At 40.9% G+C, this 25,098-nt stretch carries 18 protein-coding genes; 8 read left to right on the forward strand and 10 right to left on the reverse strand.

Annotation, left to right across the window (positions count from 1 at the left end; translation table 11 throughout):
* Nucleotides 1-35: 35 nt before the first annotated feature.
* Together CWB60_RS18190 and add are read left to right on the forward strand one after the other, a co-directional pair.
* Nucleotides 36-2,726 carry a CHASE domain-containing protein gene (locus CWB60_RS18190; protein ID WP_138579744.1) on the forward strand — a complete coding sequence of 897 codons (2,691 nt, stop codon included), beginning with the start codon at nucleotides 36-38 and terminating at the stop codon, nucleotides 2,724-2,726.
* A 138-nt stretch (nucleotides 2,727-2,864) separates the two neighbouring features.
* Nucleotides 2,865-3,866, forward strand: a complete 1,002-nt coding sequence (gene add, locus CWB60_RS18195) for an adenosine deaminase (protein ID WP_055019972.1) — start codon at nucleotides 2,865-2,867, stop codon at nucleotides 3,864-3,866.
* Nucleotides 3,867-3,912: 46 nt separating this feature from the next.
* Here the strand turns inward: add and CWB60_RS18200 are convergent, their stop codons facing one another.
* The 4 genes from CWB60_RS18200 to CWB60_RS18215 all read right to left on the reverse strand — a co-directional run bounded on the left by CWB60_RS18200 (nucleotide 3,913) and on the right by CWB60_RS18215 (nucleotide 7,205).
* Nucleotides 3,913-4,329 (reverse strand): CBS domain-containing protein, encoded by a 417-nt coding sequence (locus tag CWB60_RS18200; protein WP_055255405.1) that lies wholly within the window; start codon nucleotides 4,327-4,329, stop codon nucleotides 3,913-3,915.
* 162 nt (nucleotides 4,330-4,491) lie between these two features.
* Nucleotides 4,492-5,205 (reverse strand): NAD(P)H-flavin reductase, encoded by a 714-nt coding sequence (gene fre / locus CWB60_RS18205; RefSeq protein ID WP_004588968.1) that lies wholly within the window; start codon nucleotides 5,203-5,205, stop codon nucleotides 4,492-4,494.
* 103 nt (nucleotides 5,206-5,308) lie between these two features.
* Complete coding sequence (gene ubiD / locus CWB60_RS18210) at nucleotides 5,309-6,775, reverse strand: 4-hydroxy-3-polyprenylbenzoate decarboxylase (RefSeq protein WP_024032061.1); 1,467 nt, start codon at nucleotides 6,773-6,775, stop codon at nucleotides 5,309-5,311.
* A gap of 136 nt (nucleotides 6,776-6,911) precedes the next feature.
* Nucleotides 6,912-7,205, reverse strand: a complete 294-nt coding sequence (locus tag CWB60_RS18215) for an MliC family protein (protein ID WP_138579743.1) — start codon at nucleotides 7,203-7,205, stop codon at nucleotides 6,912-6,914.
* A 133-nt stretch (nucleotides 7,206-7,338) separates the two neighbouring features.
* Here CWB60_RS18215 and CWB60_RS18220 point away from each other — a divergent pair, with 133 nt between their 5' ends.
* Nucleotides 7,339-8,250 carry a DUF808 domain-containing protein gene (locus tag CWB60_RS18220; protein WP_055255408.1) on the forward strand — a complete coding sequence of 304 codons (912 nt, stop codon included), beginning with the start codon at nucleotides 7,339-7,341 and terminating at the stop codon, nucleotides 8,248-8,250.
* Nucleotides 8,251-8,365: 115 nt separating this feature from the next.
* A complete protein-coding gene (locus CWB60_RS18225) occupies nucleotides 8,366-10,324 on the forward strand; it encodes a S9 family peptidase (RefSeq protein ID WP_138579742.1) in 1,959 nt (652 codons plus the stop codon).
* 49 nt (nucleotides 10,325-10,373) lie between these two features.
* On the opposite strand, the gene CWB60_RS18230 is transcribed toward CWB60_RS18225, so the two are convergent.
* The 3 genes from CWB60_RS18230 to CWB60_RS18240 all read right to left on the reverse strand — a co-directional run bounded on the left by CWB60_RS18230 (nucleotide 10,374) and on the right by CWB60_RS18240 (nucleotide 15,039).
* Nucleotides 10,374-11,315 carry a tetratricopeptide repeat protein gene (locus CWB60_RS18230; RefSeq protein ID WP_138579741.1) on the reverse strand — a complete coding sequence of 314 codons (942 nt, stop codon included), beginning with the start codon at nucleotides 11,313-11,315 and terminating at the stop codon, nucleotides 10,374-10,376.
* Between the two features lie 93 nt (nucleotides 11,316-11,408).
* Nucleotides 11,409-12,809: a M20/M25/M40 family metallo-hydrolase gene (locus CWB60_RS18235; protein ID WP_138579740.1), complete on the reverse strand. Its 1,401-nt coding sequence runs from the start codon at nucleotides 12,807-12,809 to the stop codon at nucleotides 11,409-11,411.
* A gap of 151 nt (nucleotides 12,810-12,960) precedes the next feature.
* Complete coding sequence (locus tag CWB60_RS18240; RefSeq protein ID WP_096738906.1) at nucleotides 12,961-15,039, reverse strand: TonB-dependent siderophore receptor; 2,079 nt, start codon at nucleotides 15,037-15,039, stop codon at nucleotides 12,961-12,963.
* Between the two features lie 206 nt (nucleotides 15,040-15,245).
* On the opposite strand from CWB60_RS18240, the gene dbpA reads away from it, so the two are divergent.
* A complete protein-coding gene (dbpA, locus tag CWB60_RS18245) occupies nucleotides 15,246-16,634 on the forward strand; it encodes an ATP-dependent RNA helicase DbpA (protein WP_096740357.1) in 1,389 nt (462 codons plus the stop codon).
* Here dbpA and CWB60_RS18250 read toward each other — a convergent pair whose 3' ends face one another.
* Complete coding sequence (locus CWB60_RS18250; RefSeq protein ID WP_096738907.1) at nucleotides 16,635-17,198, reverse strand: DNA-J related domain-containing protein; 564 nt, start codon at nucleotides 17,196-17,198, stop codon at nucleotides 16,635-16,637. It lies immediately after the preceding gene.
* Between the two features lie 75 nt (nucleotides 17,199-17,273).
* On the opposite strand from CWB60_RS18250, the gene CWB60_RS18255 reads away from it, so the two are divergent.
* A complete protein-coding gene (locus tag CWB60_RS18255; protein ID WP_096738908.1) occupies nucleotides 17,274-20,087 on the forward strand; it encodes a tetratricopeptide repeat-containing hybrid sensor histidine kinase/response regulator in 2,814 nt (937 codons plus the stop codon).
* Between the two features lie 223 nt (nucleotides 20,088-20,310).
* Here the strand turns inward: CWB60_RS18255 and rho are convergent, their stop codons facing one another.
* Together rho and trxA are read right to left on the reverse strand one after the other, a co-directional pair.
* Nucleotides 20,311-21,570 carry a transcription termination factor Rho gene (gene rho / locus CWB60_RS18260; protein ID WP_004588958.1) on the reverse strand — a complete coding sequence of 420 codons (1,260 nt, stop codon included), beginning with the start codon at nucleotides 21,568-21,570 and terminating at the stop codon, nucleotides 20,311-20,313.
* Nucleotides 21,571-21,752: 182 nt separating this feature from the next.
* Nucleotides 21,753-22,079, reverse strand: a complete 327-nt coding sequence (gene trxA, locus CWB60_RS18265; protein ID WP_004588957.1) for a thioredoxin TrxA — start codon at nucleotides 22,077-22,079, stop codon at nucleotides 21,753-21,755.
* Between the two features lie 91 nt (nucleotides 22,080-22,170).
* Here trxA and rhlB point away from each other — a divergent pair, with 91 nt between their 5' ends.
* Together rhlB and gppA are read left to right on the forward strand one after the other, a co-directional pair.
* On the forward strand, nucleotides 22,171-23,448 hold the full coding sequence (gene rhlB, locus CWB60_RS18270) for an ATP-dependent RNA helicase RhlB (RefSeq protein ID WP_054983731.1): 1,278 nt from the start codon (nucleotides 22,171-22,173) through the stop codon (nucleotides 23,446-23,448).
* A gap of 44 nt (nucleotides 23,449-23,492) precedes the next feature.
* The gene (gene gppA / locus CWB60_RS18275; protein ID WP_138579739.1) at nucleotides 23,493-24,986 is read left to right on the forward strand and encodes a guanosine-5'-triphosphate,3'-diphosphate diphosphatase; all 1,494 of its coding nucleotides are present in this window, start codon (nucleotides 23,493-23,495) and stop codon (nucleotides 24,984-24,986) included.
* Nucleotides 24,987-25,098: the final 112 nt, after the last annotated feature.

Raw genomic sequence — 25,098 nt, forward strand, 5'->3', positions numbered from 1 at the left:
ATACTTTTGCAGCTTTGATATTCGGGAGCATTGGGTTGAAACACTTTTTCATTGTCACTGTAAGTTTAGCGTGCGCTTACTTTTTTACCGGATATTTCAGTAATTTACTATTAGCGATAGATGGCTACGCAGTGGCTGTGTGGCCGCCTTCGGGAATTGCGCTTGCTGGCTTTTTAATTTGGGGCAGAAAGAGCTTACTAGGTATTGTTTTAGGGGCTTTTTTTACTAACCTCATTCATTTAGAAAGCGCCTCAGCGATATTTCAGTTAAGTGTATTTATGCATGCTGCGGCTGTTACCTTTGCTGCTACTTTACAAGCATGGGTAGGTAGCCAATTGGTCACTAAAGTGATTAAAGCACCACTCGACTTATCTTCTTTAAAACACTGTATTCAAAGCCTCGTTGTTGCCGGCCCATTGTGCTGTGTTATAGCTGCAGGTGTAGGCACCAGCTTATTAATTTTTAATGGCGTTATTGTGTCTCAAGCCGGTTGGGATACGTTTATAGCGTGGTGGATAGGCGACAGTATTGGGGTGCTTGTTTTTACTCCGCTTATGCTAGCGGCATTTAACTATTCACAGGTAAATTATCGCCTACAAGTTATACTGCCCTCACTGTTAATTTATATGGTTATAAGTATTAGCTTTTATGGCGCGGCCAGTGTAAAAAAAGAAAAAAACATTCAAAAAGAAGAGCTGAAAATATTAGCCACTCAAGATGCTATTAACAATAAAATTAACGAAATAACAGCACACCTCGCCTTACTAGCGACCTTTTTTTCTAGTAGTGACGATGTGAGCTTTACTGAATTTAAGCAGTTTACTTCTAAGCAGCTTAGTTACAGCGAAGAAATTTTAGCATTTGAGTGGGTGCCCTACTTACCAAGTGAAAACCTAGCTCAGTATATAGAGGCTAATAACAACACAGAGCTGGCTAAATATAGCTTAAAAGAAAGAGCAAAAGATGGCAGTTGGCAGGCCGCTCCCCCACGAGATTTTTACTACCCCGTACAATACGCACATCCTTTGTCGGGAAATGAAGACGTAATTGGCTTTGATCTTGCCTCAAATGAGGTAAGGCGATCTGCATTAATAAAAGCAAAAGTGTTAAATGAGTTGGTGATCAGTGAGCCAATAAATTTAGTACAAAACGAAGCTGAGCGCGGCGTGTTGTTTTTTCATCCGGTGTTTGGCAACAATATTACCGAAGACGATTTTAAAGGTTTTGTGGTAGCCGTTGTTAGTTTAGAAAGACTATCAAACGCGGTGTTATTTGATCAAAATAACGGCGTTGCAGTGAGCTTTACAGACACCACAACAGAGAATAATGCACAGCCTATTTTTATTGCCGATCATCAACAACTATTGCCGTTAAAAGACTATAAGTTATTGGTAGGTAAGCGGGTGTGGCAGGTGGAGCTGCATCAGCCAATGCAACGAGAGTCATGGTTAGTTTACTGGCTTGCACAAATAGCCGGCATGTTATTTGTTTGGCTGCTTATTACCTTTTTAATATCGGTAACGGGTACCAACATTCGTATACGTGAGCAGGTAGCAAAACAAACTAAAATTTTACGTTTAGAAAAGCAAAAGGCCGATGAAGCCAATGAAATAAAAAGCCAATTTTTAGCAAATATGAGCCACGAAGTTCGCACGCCTATTAATGGTATTAAAGGGCTGCATTATTTAGCCCTACAGCAAAACGATTGGCAGCAAGCTCGCAGCTATATTGAGCAAGCAGATGGGGCACTGGGCGTACTGCTAAGAGTATTAAATGATGTGCTCGATTTTTCTAAAATGGAAGCAGGCAAACTTGATTTAATTCAAGAGCCAATTGATGTAGGCACACTCAGTGAAGAAGTGGCTAATTTGCTGCAGTTTGATATAGAAGCAAAGTCGCTAGAATTTATGCTTGATTACGATAAATCAAATAACTTGGTTATCAACACCGACCCAATACGCTTAAAACAAGTTTTGCTAAACCTAATCAATAATGCCATTAAGTTTACAGCCAAAGGCAGCATCACGCTTAAAGTGTGGCAATCTAAAAAAATGACTTACTTTAGCGTTAATGATACCGGTATTGGTATTAGTAAAGAGGCGCAAAAACAGCTCTTTAAACCGTTTGCACAAGCAGATAGCTCTACCTCGCGTCAATATGGAGGCACGGGCTTAGGTTTAAGTATATGCAAAAAGCTTGTAGAGTTGATGGGCGGAGAAATTGATTTAATAAGCCACGAAGGGCACGGTTCTACGTTTACTTTTAGCCTGCCAATTTATTCGCCGCTACCAAAGGCTGAGCAAATAAAGCAACAATATGATGAGATAGATGTTAGTACGCTTTCTTTTGCCGATTATAAATTATTGCTTGTTGAAGATAACCCATTAAATCAGCACGTCGCGAGCGCTATTTTAAAAACCAAAGGGTGCGTTGCTGATATTGCTAATGATGGTTTTGAGGCGATTGAAAAGCTGACAGAGCATACCTACGACATTGTGCTTATGGATATACAAATGCCAAAAATGGATGGCCTTGAAGCTACGCGAGTTATTCGTAATGAGCTTGGTTTGTTTGACCTACCTATTATTGGCTTATCTGCTAATGCCCACGATGACGATGTTAAAAAAGCAGTTGCCAGCGGTATGGATAATTATATTACTAAACCCATTGAAGCAAATACCTTATTTAAAACACTCTGGCATCACTTAGCTCATCAAAATAAGTGAACAAAAACCTAGTTTTGTTCACTTTTTGAGTAAAAAGCAGACATATGACCGCTAATATTTACTTTAACTGCTCTACACTTGAAAAATAACTGTACCTGCGTATCATGCGCGCAATTTTAACCTAACCGAGTCGCTATTATGATAAATAAAAAATTACCTCTGCTAGATATTCATCGTCATTTAGATGGCAATGTACGTGCGCAAACCATACTAGAGCTTGGTCGACAGTTTAATATTACGCTACCTGCTGATAACGTAGAGGCGCTTATCCCTCATGTACAAGTTATTGATCCTGAGCCTGATTTAATGGCTTTTTTACAAAAGCTCGACTGGGGGGTAACGGTACTGGGCGACTACGACGCCTGTAGACGCATTGCAGTTGAAAACATAGAAGATGCTCAAGCGCAGGGACTTGATTATGTAGAGCTTCGCTTTAGCCCGTATTATATGGCACAAAGCCAAGGCTTACACCCGCAAGGGGTGGTTGAGGCCGTGGTTGATGGTATTAAATCGGCTACTCAAGGCGCCAATATTAAAGCAAACTTAATTGGTATTATGTCGCGTACTTACGGTGTTAAAACTTGTCAGCAGGAGCTTGACGCATTACTTGCCTTTAAAAATGATTTAGTGGCGATTGATTTAGCCGGAGATGAAATTGGTTTTCCGGGAGAGCTTTTTGTCGAACAATTTAAGCAAGTAAGAGACGCTTACCTGGCCGCTACCATTCATGCCGGTGAAGCGCTGGGTGCAGCGAGTATTTGGCAAGCCATTAATGAATTAGGTGCAAGCCGTATAGGCCATGGGGTAAAAGCAATTGAAGACCCTAAACTAATGGACTACCTGCGCGATAACCGCATTGGTATTGAGTCGTGCTTAACCAGTAATATTCAAACCAGTACCGTAAACGATTTAGCTAAACACCCCCTTAAACAGTTTCTAGATCACGGTATTTTAGCGTGTATTAATACCGACGATCCGGCTGTAGAGGGCATTGAAATTGAGCATGAATACCTAGTGGCTGCGCCAAAGGCGGGTTTGACACAAGCCGATATGCATAAGGCGCAAGCTAATGCCTTAGAGATTGCATTTTTAAGCGATAGCGATAAAAACGCATTAACTGCGCTTGCTGCAGCACGTTAAACACGCTTAATACAAAAAATGCCGCTTATTAGCGGCATTTTTTATGTTAGCTTACTTTTGTTTGGCAGCTCACGTAATTATCAAACAGTGCTTTTAATACATCGCTTCGGCCAATCAGCCCTATCACGGTATCACCCTCAACAACGGGGTAGTTTTTTGGCTTTCCTGTTTTCATTTGCTCAGCAAGCTCGATAATGTTGGTATCGGCATTAACGGTTACAACATCGGTTTGCATAAGCTGCGAAACTTTTACAACGCCATCGCAAAAATAGCTGCTTCGCATTAATGGTTTTAACAGCTCTTGCTCAGATATAAAGCCAACCAGCGATTTATTGTCATCAAATACTGGTGCACCTAATAAGTTAAACTTTTGCAGCTCACTAATGGCGGTGGTCATTTCGGTATTTGGGGTAATGTGTGGCAACTTGCGTTGCATAAAATCTTTTACTTTTGTATTTAACATTTGGGTCTCTCCCGCTGATGTTCTATACAAAGTATGGTTTATAGATAGGAATTTAGGAAATTGTTTATACTGATTAAAGCAATAGGTTATACCAATTGATAGCTTAAATTTGATAGAAATAACAAAGGCGCCATGGGGCGCCTTTGTATTATAAATAAAAATTTATTTTATAAACGCGAATGCATCGGCGTACATGTTTTCGCGAACAGCACCGTGAGCAATAAAGTCATCACGGACAATGCCAATCATGTCAAAGCGACCAGCCATATAAATATCGTAAGGTTCTAACGACACAATATCTTGCATGACTGCTTTGTGTACAAACCCAGTATGGCCTTGCCAATTAGCTGATGGGTTTTCTACAACAGGAATAAATTTAAAGTGCTCGTTACTCTCTGCCCATGCTTGCATTTCGCTGTGAGCATACAATGCAGACTCTTCTTTAACACCCCAGTAAAATAGTACCGGGCGGTCGCAGTTAATTTCAGCTAAGTGATCAGCCATTGATTTTGCATAAGAAAAACCAGTGCCGCCAGCCAATAAAATAATAGGGCGCTCGCATTGTAGGCGTAGTTGCGATACACCAAGGCCGGCTTCTATATCTACCGGTGTATTATTTTGATGCGCATTACGCAAATGCTCAAGCGATTGCATTGCGTATGAATCGGCTTTAGATGCGCCAATATGAAGCTCTATTTCATCACATTGCGATGGACGACTTGCAATCGAAAATGCGCGCTTGTCTTTTTCGCCAAGTACAAGTTGCATGTATTGGCCAGCTTCAAACGTAACAGGTTGTTGAGGCTTTAAAATTACTTTATGAACAAATTCTGTAAGTGGGCTGATGGCAACAACTTCAGCTTTTAATGTTTGCATTTTTTACCTTTTAGCAGCGTTTACGCAGATATGCAGTTAAGTGGAGCAATATTAACATATCTGCGGGGTTATTTTATAGCCTGTTTATATTCACTAAGCGTGCTTAAAGTATATCGAGGCTTTGCCAAATTTCGTCAACACGATCTTTTGTCGCTTTATCCATGACAATTGGCTCGCCCCATTCGCGGTCGGTTTCACCTGGCCACTTATTTGTTGCATCCATACCCATTTTTGAGCCAAGCCCAGATACCGGCGATGCAAAATCGAGGTAATCTATTGGCGTGTTTTCAATTAATGTGGTGTCGCGCGCAGGGTCCATACGGGTAGTGATGGCCCAAATAACATCGTTCCAGTCACGGGCATTTACATCATCATCGCAAACAATAACAAACTTAGTGTACATAAACTGACGTAAAAACGACCATACGCCCATCATGACGCGCTTAGCATGGCCTGGGTATTGTTTTTTCATGGTTACCACGGCCATACGGTAAGAGCAGCCTTCGGGTGGTAAGTAAAAGTCGACGATTTCTGGAAACTGCTTTTGCAATATAGGCACAAACACTTCGTTTAATGCCACACCTAAAATAGCTGGCTCATCAGGTGGACGGCCGGTAAATGTACTATGGTAAATTGGGTTTTTACGGTGTGTTAAATGGGTCACTGTCATCACAGGAAAATCATCAACTTCATTGTAATAACCCGTGTGGTCGCCATATGGCCCCTCGGGAGCCATTTCGCCAGGCATAATGTAGCCTTCAAGTACTATTTCGGCACTGGCAGGGACCTGTAAGTCATTTGAAATTGACTTAACCACTTCTGTTTTACTACCGCGCAGTAAGCCAGCAAAGGCATATTCGCTTAACGTGTCTGGCACAGGTGTCACCGCACCTAAAATAGTGGCAGGATCAGCTCCTAATGCAACCGAAACTGGGTACGGTTCGCCGGGGTTTTCTTTACACCATTCTTGAAAATCGAGTGCGCCACCGCGATGCGATAACCAACGCATAATTATTTTATTTTTACCTAATAGCTGCTGGCGGTAAATACCCAAATTTTGGCGCTTTTTATAAGGCCCTTTGGTAACAGTTAAACCCCAAGTAATAAGGGGGGCGGCATCTCCAGGCCAGCAGTGCTGTATTGGTAACTTAGTTAAATCTACCTCGTCACCTTCTAGAACAACCTGTTGGCACGGTGCTTTTTTAACTTCTTTAGCCGGCATATTGAGTACTTGTTTAAATACCGGAATTTGCCCTAGTGCTTCTTTAATCCCTTTTGGTGGCTCGGGCTCTTTTAAAAAAGCGAGTAGCTTGCCAACTTCACGCAGCTCGCTTACATCTTCTTGGCCCATGCCCATAGCAACGCGCTTAGGTGTACCAAATAAGTTTGCAAGCACAGGCATGCTGTGACCTTTTGGGTTTTCGAACAATAATGCGGGGCCTTTAGCACGTAATGTACGGTCGGCTATTTCGGTCATTTCAAGATACGGGTCGATTTCTTGAGTAATACGTTTAAGTTCGCCTTTTTTTTCAAGCAAATCGATAAAATCACGTAAATCTTTATATTTCATGGTAGGCCGCTACTAAGCAAAAAGTGAAAGTATTATACCCAACTAAACAACAAATGCATGTGCAGTTGTTTAGCGTAAAAACAGGCTATTTATTACGATGAGAAAAAAGAAAAAGTTTAAATCGCGAACGACAAAATTATAAGGCGTCGGCTTGTTGAAGTTGGCAGTGGTATTTATTACCTGAAACAATCAACATCGCTTCATCGGCTTTAGACCAAAATAGCACTCGCTCATTAATATACTTTACCCCTGATGCGCTGGGCTCTTTATTAAGCGTATATGTTTGCTCATTTAAAGTAAGTGTTGCCCCCGCTCCTTGGCGGGCTAATTCTACTACGCGCTCGTTGCATAAGTAGTGGGTACTTTTAGACTCATTACTACAGGCTGATAAAACCAGCATGCTTGTAAAAATAACCACCAATGCTTTCATTAATATCCCCTAAGTAAGTTTGCCATTGATAAAAATCAGTGCGTTTAATCAGCATAACAAAGCAAAATTAACCGTTGGTGAAAATTACGGATTACGCTATGTTGATAGCATTATTTTTTAGCTAGGAAGCAACATGGCAGGCATTAACCTTTTAACATTACTTGATGATATAACCACCTTACTTGATGACATTGCCACAATGAGTAAAGTCGCCACTAAAAAAACAGCCGGTGTACTTGGTGACGACTTAGCACTTAATGCTCAGCAAGTTACAGGGGTTACAGCCGACCGCGAATTACCCGTAGTTTGGGCTGTGGCAAAGGGCTCATTTTTAAATAAAGCCATTTTGGTCCCTGGTGCATTGCTCATAAGTGTATGGCTGCCTTGGTTAATAACCCCGCTGCTAATAATCGGTGGCTTATTTTTATGTTTTGAAGGCGCTGAGAAAGTATTTGCTCGGTTTTTACCTCACCCCGAAAAAGAGGCTGATGAGTCGCAGCAATTAGACCCAGCTGAGTATGAAAAGCAAAAAGTAAAAGGAGCCATACGCACCGACTTTATTCTATCAGCCGAAATTATAGTGATCACCTTAGGAACGGTTGCAGGTGCCACACTTGTAAATCAGGCGCTTGTACTGTGTGTTATAGCCGTATTAATGACTATAGGTGTATACGGCCTTGTAGCCGGTATCGTAAAGCTTGATGACGCAGGGTTGTATTTGCTTAATCAATCAAAGGTGTCGGCTAATAAATTTAAAGAGATGCTTGGTAAGGGGTTATTAGCTGCAGCGCCAAGGCTTATGCAATTTTTAGCCTTTGCCGGCACGGTGGCCATGTTTTTAGTCGGTGGCGGCATTTTATCCCACGGTATTGAGCTACTACATCATTGGCAATTAGAAGTAATAGCCATAGGCAAGTCGTTATTAAATGGCACCGGCGAAACATTAGCCCCCCTTATATTTGACGGATTACTAGGAGTAGTAGCAGGGCTATGCATTGTTATTCTGCATTTAGTTTGGAGTAAGCTTACTAACCCTAAGCATTAGATTTATAACCCTATTAATTTACGCCTGTTTACATAAAGGGAAGAAGTATGGTGTATATTTTTGTTAAAAGTATGTAACATAAAAGCTCAATCAAAAATAAATAAAAGGAACTTTAATGAATAAGTTTTTGGCTTGTCTGTCTTTATTGCTGGCTAGTATTTTTAGCTCTCATACTACAGCAAGTAACGACTTGGTACCGATAGAAAGCTTTAGTAAAGATATAGAGTTTGCAGGTGTGAAAATTTCACCTGATGGAAAATACTTAGCTGTAATTACTCGCCCAGAAGGAAAAAATGTATTAATGGTGCTAAGCACTGATACATTTAAAGTAAGTCATGCAATTAGGTTTCCTAATGATGCCCAGGTTGGTAATTATTATTGGGTTAACAATGAAAGAATTGTACTGGCTAAAGAGTACATTAAAGGCTGGAAAGATCATCCCGAATTTCATGGTGAGCTTTTTGGAGTAAATGCTGATGGTAGCCGAGGCAAATATTTAGTGGGTTACCAAGGTGAAATGCAAACAGGAACCCGTATAAAAAAAGCGACACCCATACTTGGTACTTCTTATGTACTAGACCCGCTTATTCATGATAGGCGTAAAATGCTGATCCTAACCTACCCATGGAGCGCTTCAAATGAGCCGCATACAATAGTTTATGAAGTTGATATTTACAGCGGAAAGCGAAAAAGAGTCGCTCGCTCACCATCAAAAATGGCAGGCTTTTTAACAGATCATGATGGTAATGTGCGTGTTGCTGTTTCAAACGATGATTATATTAATCAAAAAATTTATACCCGTGAGAAGTCAGGTGGTGAATGGCAACAGCTTGATTTAGGAGAGTTAAAATACACTGATATTAGCCTCCATGCGTTTGATAGTACCGGTGCTTCTGTTTATGTTACAGCGTCAGAAAATGGCGAAGCAAAGGGGCTTTATAAACTAAATTTAGAGAGTAAAAAGTTTGAGCTTTTGCATAAAGAACCACAGGTCTCTCCAAAAAAAGTGTGGGTAGATGAAGTTTCTAAAGAATTATTCGCAATTGAAAATGAGCTTGGCTATCCTGCCTATTCCTTTATAAATAATTCACATAAAAGTGAGCGCTTAAAGGCATTAATACAATCCCTTCAAGGGCAGCAAGTTCAGCTTGTTAGTAGTACTGAAGATGGTGAGAAGAGTATTATCTTTGCGTCAAGCGATACTAACCCTGGCAGTTACTACTTGTTCGATGCCAAAAAGAATAGCTTACGCTTTTTGTTTGCGACTAAAAGCTGGATCAAGCCAAGTGAAATGGCTATAACCAAACCTGTAAATTATAAAGCGCGTGATGGCTTAACAATATACGGATATTTAACCATCCCTAATAATACTGATGAGAAAAACTTACCTTTAGTTGTTATGCCTCACGGTGGTCCTCATGGACCAAGAGATTGGTGGGGCTATGAGAGCGAAGCTCAGCTATTAGCCAGTAGAGGCATTGCAGTACTAAAAGTTAACTTTAGAGGCTCTGGTGGCTTTGGCCGCAACTTTGAACATGCCGGACATAAAAAATGGGGTGCTGAAATACAATACGACATTATTGACGGTGTAAAATACTTAATAGAGCAAGGCACTGTAAATAAAGATAATATTTGTATAATGGGCGCAAGTTTTGGTGGCTATTCGGCACTACAAAGTGCAATTTTAGAACCTGATATGTTTCAGTGTGCTATTGGTGTAGTTGGGGTGTACGATTTACCGCTAATGTTTGAAGAAGGCGATATCTCTGAACGTGACCGTGGACAGCGCTATCTTAAAAGCGCGCTTGGTACTGATGAGGCACTTTTAAAGCGTTTTTCACCTAGCTACAACATAGACAAGCTTAAAGCGCCAGTTTTAATTGTACATGGTGGGCAGGATGAAAGAGCACCAATTGAGCAAGCTGAGTCTTTAGTTGCAGCACTAAAAAAAGAAAACCATCCTTATATATACGAGTTACTTGAAGATGAAGGGCATGGCTTTTATAAAGCAGAGCACAGAACACGCTACTACAAGCAGGTACTTAACTTTTTAGATGAGCATATGACTTTCTAATTATAAGTATGAACGAAGATTGAAAATGGCCAGTTTAACTGGCCATTTTTTATTTGCAGTTTGCTTTATCACACATTTCCTCTAATTCTATTTTCGCTTTGCTATTACCTTGCGCTATTGCCTGCTCATACCAATGTTTTGCTGTTTGTACATTTTGAGTCACGCCTTGTCCATCTCGGTACATTTGCGCAAGATTGAGCTGCCCCCATTGCGAGCCGGCATTTGCGGCTAGAGTAAAACTCTCAAGCGCATCGCTATACTGTCCGTTTTTAAAATACGTAATGCCCTGTTGGTTATTTTTGTCGAGCTTTAAGCCTTTATATAGCGGTTTTGGTTTTGGCGGAAACATAACAAACCCACCATATAAACTATTTGCTGAGGGGCGCAGTACGTCGTAAATCACCCCGTCGTTGTAAAGTCTTTTTACTTCGCTACGAGGCAAAGTAATTTTGTCATCTGAGAAGTAACCTCTTTGTACTAATAAGCTGGTACGCATTGCAGTAGTAATGCCTTTGTTGCGCTTATAGCTGTAGTTACTTACTTGAAACGTAATAAACTGCTCGTCAAAACTTAAAACTTGCGCAACTTTTAAGTTGGTGAGTGTCCAGGGCTCATGAGTAAATTTATCAGCGTGTACTAAATACGTATCGTAGGCTTTAGGGTTAGTTAAGTAGCTTTGCTTTTGCGCTTGCGCAGCAGCGTGTTGTTGGTAAAAAAATAAACCCACCCATAACGCTAAAAATACCCCTATAAAGTATTTAGGTAGAGTGAAAATTTCAAACGTCGGTAACTGCTTTAATTTTACAGGCGTATTATGGCCGCATTGATAGCATTCGTATTTATAGTTTAGTGCTAAAGGTAGAACAGGAATAACCGTAAAGCGTAAAAAACGACTTTGGTTTATTAGATGATAGGCGCGGCTATGGCAGTTAGGGCAGCACTGTGTTTGTGCAAAATGAGGAAACGACTGACTCGTATTGAAAAGCAACATGCCCGCACACTCCTTGTTTTATTTAATTTATATAAAGGTAAAACAAGGAGTGCGTTTATCAAAGTGACAAACTGTAAGTAAGTATGTCAGTTATTAGTTAGCCTGCGCTTTCGGTTGAATTGTTGTTTTGGCATCTGCTGCCATTAACGCAAATACAGCATACGCAGCGGTATTTTGGCGCAGTTTAGCAGGCGTTACTTTATCGAGTGTGTCATCAGCTGTGTGATGGTAATCAAAGTAATCAGTGCCATCTTGGGCCAACTCAAATATAGGTGCCGACACCGCTTTTTTTAATGGGATTAAATCAGGCCCGCCGTTAGCCTGGTTTTTACCAATGTACTCAATGTTTAACGCAGCCAGCTCTTTTGCTATGGCACGTACTACTGGCAGAGAAGCCGCATTAACATTCGACTCAAAACCATATACTACATCGGCGCCAAAGTCCGACTCAGCAGCTGCAACTATATTATGTAAATCGCTTTTATGTTGTGCAAAGTAAGCTTTTGCACCCCAAAGCCCAAGTTCTTCTGCTGCAAACAGTACAACACGAATACTGCGCTTAGGGCGTTTAACATCGCTAATGTGTTTAGCCGCAGCCATTGTTAACGCAACTCCTGCGCCATCATCTAATGCGCCAGTGCCTAAATCCCACGAGTCTAGGTGGCCACCAATTAACACATATTGTTCTGGGTTTTCGGTGCCATTAAATTGGCCTATAACGTTATAGCTTGTGCCTTCTCCTAGGCTTTGTGTTTGTACATTTATATTAACCGTTACCTTTTTGTTTAAGGCCACTAAGCGCGCTATTTGATCCGCATCCGGGTTGGCAATAGTTACGTTAGGTATTTTTTTAACCCCTTCTTTATAGTAACTACCACCAGTGTGAGCAAAGCGATGGTGAGCTGTGCTCACTGAGCGCATCATGTAAGCAACCGCGCCTTTTTTTGCAGCTTCAATTGCGCCTGTGGCACGTGCTTTTACTGCGGGGCCGTATCCGTTGCCGTCTATGTCGCGGTTCATGCGGTAATTAATATAGGCAATTTTACCTTCTAAGCTATTTGCTGGTGCTGCAATTAGCTCATCCAATGTTTCAAACAACACAACCGGTGCACTAATGCCATCATCAGGTGTGCTTACACTGTTACCCAGCGCAGTTAAATGCAGAGGTTGCTCACTTGGGGTGAGTATTTTTCCGCTTTCGCTATAACGGCGCCATTTTGGAAATGTTGCTTCTTCAAGCCATACTTTATCAAAACCAAGTTCGTTAAATTTTGCTTTAGCCCATGCTACTGCTTTTTTATCGTTTTCAGTGCCGGGTAAGCGAGGGCCAACTTCTGTTGTGAGTGACTCGAGTAGCTCGTAGCTCAAATGGCTTTTAAGCGCAGCACTGCGCACCTCATCAACCTGTTGTAATTGCGTTGTGGTGAATTCTGCATTGTTTGCGCTAACGCTGAGGCTGCTAGTCATTAGTAGCGCTGTAATAATTTTTTTCATATAGAGTAAGCCTTTTTATAATTAAGTGTATTAGAGCACTTTTTAAAGGCTTTAAAAAATAGATGAGATGAATGCAGTGGTGTTTTTAATAGGCAGTAAAAAGCCCGCACAATTATTATTGTGCGGGCTTTATAAGTATAAGTTTTATAAATTAAAAGCTAAATTGAGCTGCTAGGCGTACATTTGTGCCTTCGCCCACGGTAACGTTGTTTAAGCCACCGCCGCCTAAGTAGTTTTCGTCTAATAGGTTTTCAATGTTTAAACGAAGGTTTACATCGGTTTTACTTACTTTAAGTTTGTAAGTTGCACCTACATCTACTCGTGTGTAAGCATCTTTTACTACTGTGTTTGCACTATCGGCAAAGCGCTCACCTTCATAAAATGCACCGGCATTAAATGCAATGGTGTCGTTTAACTCATAGCGAGTCCAAAGTGATGCAGACCATTTAGGAGCATCAGTGGGGCGTTTACCTTGTAGGTCTTCGTCACGCTCAAAATTTGCATCTAAGTACATAGTTGATGCCATAACAAATAAGCGATCGGTAGCTGCACCTTGCGCGCTTAGCTCAAGCCCTTTATGGCGTTGCTCGCCTACTTGGTTTGTTTCAGAGGTAAATTCGCCGACTGGCACTTCAAGTGCTTCGGTTACTAAGGTGCCTTTTTTGCTAATATCAAATACAGCACCGCTTAACATTAGGCGGTCATCAAATAGTTGCCATTTAACACCAATCTCTTTTTGCTCAGAGGTAACAGCATCAAGCTTCATACCGTTGTTGATGTCAGTTTCGCTTACTAATGTATCGCTACCTTGTGGCTCAAAACCTTCTGAGTAGCTAGCATAAATAGTCGCAGAAGGGTTAGGGTGATAAAGCACACCTACTTTTGGTACGAACGACTCGTTATCTGCGCCTTCTCTATTTTGCTCATCGTAACGGCCACCTAATGATACTTGCCACTGTGGCGAGAAAGTAATTAAGTCTTGAACGTAAATACCGTAGTAGTCGTATTCAGTTTCGCTAATAGTATCATCTGATTTATAGCTTACTGTTGGGCGGCTTGGCTCGTTTTGGCCAGCGGCAAAATCAAAATACTCTGCTGATGTACGGCGTTGTCCGTAATAGTAATCTAGCGAGTTTGCACCAATTAAAAACTGATGTTGTAAACTACCGGTTTTAAATTCGCCAACAAAATCAATAAATGCGGTTTTAAACTGCCAATCGTCAAAACGGTCGTAAGGGCGTGACTCATAGCTATCGCCTTCTACGAATGTGCTTGGCTTACGAGGTGCAGACTCAAAACGCTGGCGCTCAAATGTTTGCTCGTTGTAACCAAGCTTAACTTGCCAGTGATCGTTTAAGTACACTTCAAAATCTACGCCTAAGTTTTCTACTGTTATGTCGGTAAATGCCCAAGACATATCGCGAATAGTTTTGTCATCGCCAATCACATTGGCGTTGTCATCTATCCAAGCACCTGTATCAAGGCCTGCTTCGTCGTCTGTGCGGTCGTAATGTACACGTACTAATGCGTTGTCGCTTAAATCGTAATCAACAATTACAGCACCTAAAAAACGATCGCGTTCACGGTTTTCGCCGTTTTGGTATTCGCGCCAATAATCAACATCTTGTTTTACTAAAATACCGCGTGCGCGTAAATCTTCAGCGTCGGTAAGTGCACCAGCCGCGTCTAGCATAAAGCGGGTAGAGCCATGTTGGTCTACATCTGCGCTGGCGTTAAATAATGTAGTTGCCGTAGGCTTTTTTGTCACCATGTTAATCAAGCCACCTGGGCCTGATTGTCCGTATAAAATACTTGATGGGCCTTTAATAACTTCTACTTGTTGTAGAATTTCAATCGGTTGCTGGTAGTGAGACCAATGTTGGTGCCCGTCACGTAAGTAGCCTGTTGAAGAGCTAAGTTCAAAGCCGCGTAAGTTAAATACTTCACGGTTACGTTGCTGAGAGCCGGCAGTTAAGCTTGCATCGTTAGTAAGCACTTCGCCAAGTGTGGTTGCTAATTGCTCGCTAATTATTGTATCGCTAATAACAGTGACTGATTGCGCTGTTTCTAACAATGACGCTGATGTTCTCATTGCTCCGTTGGCGTTGTCGACTTTGTAGTCGTTGAAATAGCTGCCTTTAACTTCAATTCGCTCTAGGTCAGTAGGGGCGGCAAAGGCGCTTGTGCTAATGGCACCAACAAGTGCTACGTACAGTGAGTTTAGTTTCATCAATTACATCCAGTGTTAGGGTGTTAAAATTTTTCGAGGATCTTAATGAAAACTAGTATCATTTGCAACTTTTTTATTAACAAGGATTAACGCATCGTAAAATAATGCACATCGGGTATTAATGGTTGCCTAACCTGAATTCTGCTATTATAGAGCCATATTTTGGGGCTAAGCCCTGTGTTGTTTTTATTATTTTGGAATTTATTGTGACTTCTACTGCATTTTCATCTTTGGCTTTACCTGCTGGTTTAGTTGATAATTTATCAACACTTGGCTACTCGCAAATGACGCCTGTACAAGCGCAAAGCCTGCCACCTGTACTTGAAGGTAAAGACATTATTGCACAGGCAAAAACCGGTTCAGGTAAAACTGCTGCTTTTAGTTTAGGTGTGTTAGCTAAATTAAATGTAAAACGTTTTCGTATTCAATCGCTTGTACTTTGTCCAACGCGCGAGCTGGCTGAGCAAGTGGCGGTAGAAATGCGTAAACTTGCCCGCGGTATTCACAATATTAAAATTTTAACCTTGTGTGGCGGGGTTTCTATTGGCCCACAAATAGGCTCGCTTGAGCATGGCGCGCACATTATTGTGGGTACACCTGGGCGAGTAGACGATCATATTCGTAAAGGTACACTGCGTTTAGACGACGTTGAAACGCTGGTACTTGATGAGGCAGATCAAATGCTCGATATGGGTTTTCAAGATACCCTTGATGCCATTATTGAGCGCATACCGCAAAATCGTCAAACGTTGTTATTTAGTGCTACCTTTCCGCGTGCAATTGAAGCGATTGCAAAGCGCGTATTAAAAAATCCAGAGATGATAAAAGTAGAAGAAGAGCAAGAAAAAAGCACAATAAAGCAATACTTTTACAAAATGGACAACAACAAACAGCGTTACTCAACACTTAAATTATTACTACTTAAATTTACACCACAAAGCTGTGTTGTTTTTTGTAATACCAAGGTAGAAACACAACAAGTTTGTGATGATTTAGCAAGTGAAGGCTTTAGCGCAGTGGCGTTGCACGGTGATTTAGAGCAGCGTGATCGCGAGCGTACGTTAATTCATTTTGCTAATAAGAGCGCCTCAATATTAGTTGCTACCGATGTTGCCGCGCGTGGCTTAGATATTGACGACATGGACATGGTAATAAATTACCACTTAGCACACGACCCACAAACCCATGTACACCGTGTAGGGCGCACAGGCCGAGCGGGTAAAAAAGGCATTGCATGCTCTATTTACGGTGAGGCTGAGCAGTTTAAAGTGGCGCAAATAGGCGACCATTACGAACGAGACTTTTTGCCAGAGCCAATGCCTGCTTTTAGTTTATTAGAAAAGCCGCCTTACAAGCCTGAAATGGTTACCCTAATGATCGACTCGGGCAAAAAGCAAAAAGTGCGCGCTGGTGATATTTTAGGTGCACTTACTGGCAAAGATGGTGTTGCAGGACGCCAAGTAGGTAAAATAAATGTACTTGATAACGTTGCCTTTGTAGCCGTTGAGCGCAATGCATCAAAACCTGCGCTACGTAAATTAACCGAGGGCAATATTAAAGGGCGTAAAATTCGTGCCCGTCGCCTTACCCGTTAATTACCTGTTTTGAGCAGCTAGCTTTAGCTGCTCATACTCGGCTCTTATTTGTCTAAATTTACATGCACTCCCAGTTTGCTTATCGGGATGATGTTTTAATGCCAATTGCCGCCAGCGCTTTTGTAGCATAGCCAGGCTAAAGTTTGGCGGTAGTTGCCAAGCCTTAAGTAATGGCTCAATTTGCCCAACTGGTTGCTTTATTAGTGGGTTAAATTGCTGCCAAAAACTATCTAATAATGCCTCTATGTCTTTGGCACTGGTGTCGTAGTTTTCCCAGTTTAAATAGTAACTTTTTAAATGGGACTGCGTTGCTACATTGCTACTTGGCTCTGTAAGTTCAATATGTAATGACGATATAATTAAGTGCTTGGGTAATAGCTGTGTTTGCAGCTCAAATAAAGCATTCATAATTAAAAAATTCTTTTTAAATAAATTTTGCTCAGGGTTTGCATCTAAAGGTGGTAACACCCCTTGTTGAGCGAGCGTTGCAGCTAAGATATGAACTTTCCAAACACGCTGAGTTAAAAGTAGCTCAAAAATCTCATCAATCAGGGGGTTAAGCATTGTTTGCACTCGTTTTGTTGTGTATCTTCAATAAAGATTACACTGACTAAAGCTAAAGTTTGAAGGAATAATATTATGCAAGGCAAATTGAAGTGCCTTTTATTTGTTTTATGTTGTGTGTTCATACTGCCAAGCTTTGCTCAAAATAGTGTATCTTTATTTGATGAATTTAAAAAAGAGCAGCAGTGGGACGTAAAACTCACGCTCGGTAATGCGCTGCTTGAAGCAAAAAATATCACAGAATCCCAAAAGGTCAGTGTGTATTCTGAACTTGCCGATTTAGCCTTCTCCTCAGATGATTTTGAAAATGCCCTGCTGTATTTTAAAAAATTAGAACAGCACACTTCCTTAAACTACCTACCAGATATGCACTTTAGAGCCATTAAAATGCAAGGCGTTGTGTTTTATTTTCAGGGATATTTTCAGCAAGCTATTGTTGAATATAGCCGCGCCATGGTGATTGTTGAAAAAAACAATAAGCAAGTAGAGCTTGCAAACCTGCTAAGTAATATTGGTTTAGCGTACTTCGAAATGAATAATATGGAGCTAACGCTCGAATATTATTTAAAAGCAAAAGAGATTTATGAGAAAAAGGGCAGTGCTCAAGACCAAGCTGATATTTTGCTAAATATAGCAGGGGTGTACATTAGGTTATCACGTTACGAAAGCGCCATTTTATTTTATAAAGAAGTACTTAAAGTTTATCAAAAATTAGCTGATACCAGCGGCATAGCGCAAGTTAACAATAATTTAGGGGTTGCTTACTACGAAAGTTCGCAATTAGATTTAGCGCTGCATTATTACCAAATGGCACTGCGCTATTATATTTCTACCAATGATTATAATAAGTTATCTACCCAATATACTAATTTAGCAAACATCAATTTAATTCTTAATAATGTGGATGTTGCCTACGAGCAAGCTAAATTGGGGGTGCAAAATGCCCTTAAAATTGCTAATCACAGCTTAGAGCTTAACGCCTTACATGCACTGGCTAAAATACAATTTGTGAGAGGCGAGCTTGCTGATTCGCAAAAAAGCCTAGATAAAGCAACCGATTTGGCCACACAATATAATAGTGTGCGTATCAAGCGCGATGCTTTTGGTACACGCTCGCTCCTAGAGGCAAGCAAAGGCAACTACGCTGAGGCATTAACTCTGCACGAAAAGTTTGTAGCAGAGCAGCGCGGTATAAATAGCGAAACAATTACCAGCGCTTTAGCTGTACTGCAAAATCAATTTAAAGCTACTCAGTTAAATCAAGAAATTCAAAAGCTGAAGCAAGAACGAAAAGTACAAAAGTTAAAAATGAGCCAACGTTCGCAGCTTACGGTTTTTATTTTTGTTTTATTATTTTTAGTAATTGTAACGGGTACCGCGCTTTATCGTCGGGGCGCCGAAAAGCGTGCTAAGCAGTTATTAAAAGAACAAGTTGCGCAGCGTACAGCAGAGCTACAAGCTATTGCCCAAGAGCTACGAGAAGCAAATGATGTTAAAAGCCAGTTTTTGGCAAATATTAGCCATGAAATTAGAACCCCGCTCACCGCTATTTTAGGCCAAACAGATGATTTAATTAATGGTTTGTACGAGCCTGAAAACCTACAAGATGAATTAAAAATAATTCAACGACATAGCGATCACTTAAAAAGTTTAATTAATGACGTACTCGATTTAAGTAAAATAGAAGCAAACAGATTAGAGCTTAATATTTCGTGCTTTGACATAGTGCAGCTAGTTAGCGATGTACATGCCATGTTTATTACGCAGGCTAAGGCGAAGCATTTACAAATTCGTTTTGATAACCATGTAGGCAATGCGTTTTATACCAAGCTCGATTTAATGCGGGTGAAGCAAATACTCATTAATTTATGTGCTAATGCTGTTAAGTTTACGCAGGCGGGGCAGGTAGTTGTGTCTTTAAACAAAACCGAGCAAGGGCTTGTTTTTATAGTTAAAGACACCGGTATTGGCATGAATTCATCACAGCTAAAACAAATATTTGAATGCTTTAGCCAAGCCGATAACAGTATTAGTCGCCGCTTTGGTGGCACCGGGTTAGGGCTTAGTTTGTCTCAACAGTTAGCCTCTATGATGGGCGGCTACATTAGCGTACAAAGTGAGTTTAAACGCGGAAGTCAGTTTTCGCTGTTTTTACCCTGTATAGAAGTTGAAAAAGAGCTAGATGAGTACGAACATGTAAGCGCCGCTGAACAGGTTAAGCAGTTAACCGGGCGTGTAGTACTGGCTGAGGATCATCCCGACAATCGCAGACTCATAAGTCGTTATTTACGTTCTATGGGGCTTGAAGTTATTGCGGTAGAAAATGGCGAGCAAGCGGTTGAGAAGTGCCTACAAATATACCCAGACCTCGTGCTGCTTGATATACAAATGCCTATTATGGACGGGCGTGCTGCGTTTTCGTTGTTGCAACAGTGCGGCTTTCAAGCGCCTATTTTTGCTTTAACGGCCAATGCAATGAGCCATGAAGTTGATGATTATCTTGCCCTAGGGTTTACAGGGTATTTAGGTAAGCCATTAGATAAAAACGCGTTTTATAACACCCTTGCCCAGCATTTAGGTGAAGCAAAACAAGAGGCAGCCTATACAGCTAAGATAGACATGAGCGACTTAGTAACAAGTTTTAAGCAAAGCTTCACGTTTGAAAGCGAAACCATAAGTCAGCACCATAATAGTAATGACCTAGAGGCACTACAAAAAGACAGCCATCGTATTTTAGGCGCTGCGCAAATGTTTGCGTTAGACGATATTGCCAAAGCCGCTAAAAATCTCGATATGGCTTTACTCAATAAACAAAGCCAAAGTAAAGAACACATTCAAAAGCTTGTAGATGAATTACAGCGTGTACTTAAAAAATATAACGAGAGTTAATTATACCAATCGTGTTAGGTTATTAGACATTTATAGCGACAGATAAATAGAGTGGTCATAAGGCATAAGTTTTGACACCTAGTTGTTCTACATAAGAAATTTATAACGCCATTAACGCTTTATTTAGTATGCTAGAAAGGCTAAATATCTAAGCCGATTGGTATTAGTCGTTTAAACATAAAAAAAGCGCCCTAGGCGCTTTTTTTATATAACGAAAACGCGCTTATTGGCGTTTCATCGAATCGAAGAATTCATCGTTCGTTTTGCTCATAGAAAGCTTATCAATTAAGAATTCCATAGCATCAATCTCTGACATTTCATGAACAATCTTACGTAAAATCCACAGCTTTTGTAGCTCATCTGGCTTAGTAAGTAGTTCTTCACGACGCGTACCAGAGCGGTTAAAGTCGATGGCAGGGAATACACGCTTTTCAGCAATCTTACGATTTAAGTGTAGTTCCATGTTACCGGTACCTTTAAACTCTTCGTAGATAACTTCATCCATTTTAGAGCCCGTGTCGATAAGAGCTGTAGCTATAATCGTTAAGCTACCGCCTTCTTCAACATTACGTGCAGCACCAAAGAAGCGCTTAGGCTTGTGCAATGCGTTAGCATCAACACCACCGGTAAGTACTTTACCTGATGAAGGAATCACGGTGTTGTAAGCACGTGCTAAACGGGTGATTGAATCAAGCAAGATAACCACATCTTTTTTGTGCTCAACTAAACGTTTTGCTTTTTCAATAACCATTTCTGCAACTTGTACGTGGCGAGAAGCTGGCTCATCAAACGTTGATGCAATAACTTCACCTTTAACGAGGCGCTGCATCTCGGTTACTTCCTCCGGACGCTCATCAATAAGTAAAACCATTAATGTAACATCTGGGTGATTGTGAGTAATTGATTGTGCAATGTTTTGCAGTAGCATTGTTTTACCCGCTTTAGGCGGTGCTACTAACAAACCACGTTGGCCACGGCCAATTGGAGATGCTAAATCAAGTACACGAGCGGTAATGTCTTCTTTACTGCCGTTACCGCGTTCCATACGAAAACGTTCGTTTGCATGTAGTGGGGTAAGGTTTTCAAAAAGAATTTTAGTGCGAGAGTTTTCAGGTTTATCGAAGTTAACTTCATTTACTTTTAATAAAGCAAAGTAGCGTTCGCCATCTTTAGGTGGACGAATAAGCCCTGAAATAGAATCGCCAGTACGCATGCTGAAACGGCGAATTTGGCTTGGAGATACATAAATATCATCTGGGCCAGCTAAGTAAGATGCTTCTGATGATCTTAAAAAACCAAAACCATCTTGTAAAATCTCTAGTACACCGCCACCGAAGATGTTCTCTCCGCCTTTGGCATGTGCTTTAAGAATAGCAAAAATGATATCTTGCTTTCTTAAGCGGGCTACGTTTTCGAGCCCCATGGACTCAGCTAAGTTTACAAGTTCTTTTATAGACTTGTCTTTTAATTCGCGTAAATGCATATTGGTGGGTTCTTTATTACAATTGTCATACTCAAAATCGCTTTGATAGTTGAGTGAGGTTTGTTGAATATAACTAAGGATTAGTTGGCTTTATAAACTAGCAGTTCACTGGCATAGCGTCCAGTCTTTATACAAAATAAACACAAAAAAAGGGCAAAAACGCCCTTTTTTTTAATTTTTACTTAGATATTGTTTTCTAAGAACTCGATAAGTTGAGTTTTAGAAAGCGCACCAACTTTCGTTGCAGCTACTTGACCGTCTTTAAAAAGAAGCAGAGTAGGAATACCACGAATACCAAATTTAGGCGGTGTACCCGCGTTTTGGTCGATGTTTAATTTAGCAACTGTTACACGGCTTTCGTATTCATCAGCTACTTCATTAAGGATAGGGGCGATCATTTTACAAGGTCCGCACCACTCAGCCCAAAAATCTACTAGTACAGGCTTGTCTGATTGTAATACGTCAGCTTCAAAGCTATCGTCAGTAATTTGGATTATTTTCTCGCTCATTGCGCTCTCCGATTTAGTTAGGCGAAATATTTAGTGCGTATTTAAACACTCTTGTTTCTTATTGCAAGTTTAAACGTTATGCTTAAACGCTATGACTAAGACACATTTGACCGATAAAAAGTTTTCAGACTTTGCTATCGCACCGGAAGTGGTTGCCGGTTTAACCGAAAGTGGGTTTGAATATTGCACACCCATTCAAGCAAAATGCCTACCTTTTATTTGTGACGGACGCGATATCGCGGGCCAAGCACAAACAGGTACGGGCAAAACGTTGGCGTTTTTAACTGCCACGTGCCATCGGTTATTACAATCTAGCAAAGCACCTAGTAAACATCCAAGAGCCCTGATCATGGCCCCGACTCGGGAGCTTGCGATTCAGATACACAAAGATGCTAAAATTTTAGCGCCGCACTGTAATCTTAACTTAGGTTTAGTATATGGTGGCGAAGATTACGAAAAACAACGTGCACAATTAGAAAAAGGCGTTGATATTTTAATTGGTACTACAGGTCGACTAATCGATTTGTACAAGCAAGGCTGTTACACCCTTAATGAAATTGAGGTAGTTGTGCTTGATGAAGCCGATCGTATGTTCGATTTAGGCTTTATAAAAGACATTCGTTACATGTTCCGCCGCATGCCAGATACAGCAGATAGATTAAACCTATTATTTTCTGCCACGCTTTCTTATCGCGTGCAAGAACTTGCCTTTGAACATATGACCAACCCTGAGCACGTTCAAATCGAGCCAGACGTTAAAACAGGTAAGCGAATTAAAGAAGAGCTATTTCATCCTTCTCAAGAAGATAAAATTAAGCTGCTATTAACTTTAATTGAGGAAGAATGGCCAGACAAAGCCATTGTGTTTGCCAATACAAAGCACAGCTGTGAAACAGTGTATGCCTGGTTAAAAGCCGATGGCCACCGAGTAGGTATGCTCACTGGCGATGTAAACCAGAAAAAACGCCAATCTATATTAGCGCAATTCACCAAAGGCGAATTAGACTTTTTAGTGGCAACCGATGTGGCAGCACGTGGGCTACATATCCCTGAGGTAAGTCATGTATTTAACTTTGACCTGCCAGATGATTGTGAAGATTACGTTCACCGTATTGGCCGTACAGGTCGTGCGGGCGCATCAGGTCATGCAATTAGCTTTGCATGTGAGCAGTACGCTTATAACCTGCATGAAATAGAAGAGTATATAGAGCACAGCATTCCTTTATCACATTATGATAAAACCGCATTGCTAGATGATTTAACAAAGCCTACTATTCAAAGAAAGCGCAACTATTCTACAGGCCCACGTAATCGTAGTAATAATAACGGACGTCGCCCAAATAATAGTTACCAAAAAGGACGGTCGTAACTCGGCCGTTACTGTACGTAGTAGTAACTAGAGGTTTTTGAACGGTGGGGCAATTTAAACCGCAAAAAAATGTGTATGCAGTCATTGATTTAGGCTCAAATAGCTTTCATATGCTTATTGCTAAATCAATTGCTGGCGGCCTACAAACTATAGGCCGCGTTAAACGCAAAGTAAGATTAGCCGCAGGGCTTGATAAAGATAACGTATTAAGCACTGAGGCAATGCAGCGAGGCTGGGAGTGCCTTGCACTTTTTGCTGAGCGCCTACAAGACATTCCAAAACAAAATATAACCATAGTAGCAACGGCCACATTACGTCTTGCGACGAATGCCGATGTTTTCAAAGCACAAGCCGAAAAAATCTTAGGCCATACTATTAATGTAATAAGTGGTGAGCTAGAAGCACGCACTATTTATAAAGGCGTAGCACACACTTCATCATGCACTGGCAAGCAGCTAGTTATTGATATTGGTGGTGCAAGTACCGAAGTCGTTATAGGTAAGGGTTTTGAGGCACTGCACTATAAAAGCTTAAATATGGGGTGTGTTACTTATTTAGAACGCTATTTTAAAGATTGCCAATTAAGTGAAGCAAACTTTAACGCTGCCATCAAAGCTGCCCACGAAGTTATTGATGAAATTGCCCCTGAGTATAAACAAGCAGGTTGGCAAATTGCATCGGGTGCTTCTGGCACAGTGCAAGCCATTCAAGAAATAATGGTTGCGCAACACTTAGATGAACTACTCACCCTAGAAAAGCTAAATAAAATAAAAGAGCAATCAATAACGTTTAGCACTATCGCTGCACTAGACTTACCTGGTCTAAGCGAAGAGCGTAGATTAGTTTTTGTATCTGGCCTAGCTATCTTAATTGCGCTATTTGAATCGCTTGAAATTGAAAAAATGGGATTAGCTGGCGGTGCACTTCGCGAAGGTGTGCTTTACAGTATGGTGCCCGAGCTTCATAACAACGACATTCGTAAACGCACCGTTGATGGGTTTATGGACCGTTACCATGTTGATCAAAAGCAAGCTAATCGGGTATCGAGCTTAGTTATTCAACTGGCAGAACAAGTAGGTGAAAGCTGGCCGCTTGTTAGTGAAAATGCGTTGCCGCTTTTAAAAGCCGCAGCACAACTACACGAAATTGGTTTATTAATAGAGTACAAGCAATATCACAAGCACACAGCCTACATTATAGAAAACACCGATATGCCAGGTTTTTCACAATCTGAACATAAAGTGATTGCAGCTGTTGCTAATGCACATCGCTCCGATATTCAAAAAGGCAGCTTCGACGCTCTAGGTGCACATAGTACACTTACCCAATACTTAGTTAGGTTATTAAGAATTGCCGTAATATTATCGATGCGCCGACAAGACGACGTACTTCCTAGAATAGAGTTATCTGTAGAAAAAGACACCTTAGACTTAAAGTTTGCCAATAACTGGTTAAAAGAACACCCTCTTATGGCTAGTGAGCTACAACAAGAGTCTAAATTGCAAAGTAAACTCGGTTGGAAACTCATCGTAAACTAATATAAAAGGCCCGTAAGTGCCTTTTTAGTGTTTAAAGTAACCACTTTGCTTCAATTTCACGCGAACAGTCATTTATTTCAAGTTTTCTTCAAAAAAGGGTTGATCTGTTTTC

Source organism: Pseudoalteromonas sp. S327 (assembly GCF_005886415.1).
GTDB classification, from domain to species: Bacteria; Pseudomonadota; Gammaproteobacteria; order Enterobacterales; family Alteromonadaceae; genus Pseudoalteromonas; species Pseudoalteromonas atlantica.